This is a genomic window from Xylanibacillus composti (assembly GCF_018403685.1).
Taxonomy (GTDB): domain Bacteria; phylum Bacillota; class Bacilli; order Paenibacillales; family K13; genus Xylanibacillus; species Xylanibacillus composti.
In genome coordinates, this window is record NZ_BOVK01000102.1 from 1 (window position 1) to 1,602 (window position 1,602).

Below are 1,602 nucleotides of genomic sequence, written 5' to 3' on the forward strand. Positions count from 1 at the left end.
GGTTTATTAATGAAGATAGTTATGAGGGTGAGCTGACAAATCCACTGAGCTTGAACCTCTACACTTACGTATACAACAATCCATTGCTGTATACAGACCCAAGTGGGCACAAACCGTATATCAATTTGTCATCGGAAGACAAGGGAATTTACTCGATCTTTTTCACTGATAAATTTGTGGATCATGGGCATGACACTTTTGGTGTAATTCCTTGGGTTGGTTCTTGGATAAACAGTGGAATGGATAGTTTGGCTAATATTGAACCGATTAACAGCAATCTCTTTACAAAAGCAACGGATATTCTAACTAACTCTGGAATGGACCTATATCAATACACTGTTAATTATGAGGTCCCCAATGAATATTATGGGAAGCGAGTATTAAAGTTTTCGGGGAAATTTGTATGGTGGTTAAGCGCAGGATTAAATGCAAAGAATTTCTTGGACACCTATAACTACGATACGACAGTTGATGAGATCATTGATGGCTATAACATCTCTGGGAATTTCTTCGCAAAAGACTATATGGCTTCGAGTAGCAAAGAGCAGTTGCTTGCAAAGTATCTTCACGCAGAACTTAGAATTAAAGAATTTTTAGCAGATGGAAAAATAACGGAAAGTAAAAATGCAGGGAAATATGGTACTAAGTACATTTGGGATGGGGATGCTCTTGAGCAATTGAGAGAAGAATTGCTATTAATTGAGTAAACAGAGGTGTATGTCTGAGATGGAATTTATTTTAATCATGCTGATTTTGAATGTTTTGCTAATAGTGAATTACTTTGTTCTGGGGCATGAGAAGACATGGCTCTTCCCGATGCTTATACTTGGTAACATAGCAGGGGGGCTATATTGGATTTTTCAGTATGGCTTTTCAAATGAGCTGTTTGTCATACTAGTATTTATCATGCTATACGGCATAATAATGTTGAGAAGAGGCCTGAAACGAAATTAAAGGATCATAAATGAGTTTTGTAAGTCTATAGGCATAGAGAAACGGTTTGTCCACTAGTTTAGATCAACAGTGGGCAAGCCGTTCTTTTTTTGGTGATTCTGTTTGATAAAAAAACAACCGAGAATAGCTTTTTTTGCGCGTTTCTGGCTGTGAAGCGCGATTAAAACAAGAATGATCCCGGTGTATGTCTACGACAAAGATATGGATCATTCGTAAGCTTTTTGGCGTTGTAAGCCGCTGCGCTTCGCGACCGAGCGAACCAACGCCATAAAACCTACCGCCGCAGGCGGGTAAGCCAATAGCGCTGCCGTATTTGTCTGGCAGCTTGCAGGACGCCTCGCGTCTCGTCTCTTCCGAATGATCCAAGTACATGCCAACGGCAAGAATTAGGATCATTCTGGTGCTTTGGGGCGTGGGTAGCGGCTCCGCCTTGCGACCGAGCAACACCACGCCCTAAACCATTACCGCCGTACCTTATCTAGCGGCGAAGCTTGTTCCGGGATTTGCTTCTATGGCCAACCAATACACCTTGCTTTACGTGCCACAGGCACGCCATGAATTTGAACTTCCCCCTCCCCCTTTTTGCTTTTCTGGTTTACTCATGGATGGTTTTCTTCATCGCTTGATCTTAGAAACAAGTATGCCACT

General features: G+C 41.7%; 1 protein-coding gene. It reads left to right on the plus strand.

What is annotated here, in order from left to right; all coding sequences use genetic code 11:
- Positions 1 to 707 (plus strand): RHS repeat-associated core domain-containing protein (locus tag XYCOK13_RS21550; RefSeq protein ID WP_213414317.1); only part of this gene is annotated, 707 nt, incomplete at its 5' end.
- Positions 708 to 1,602 lie beyond the last annotated feature (895 nt).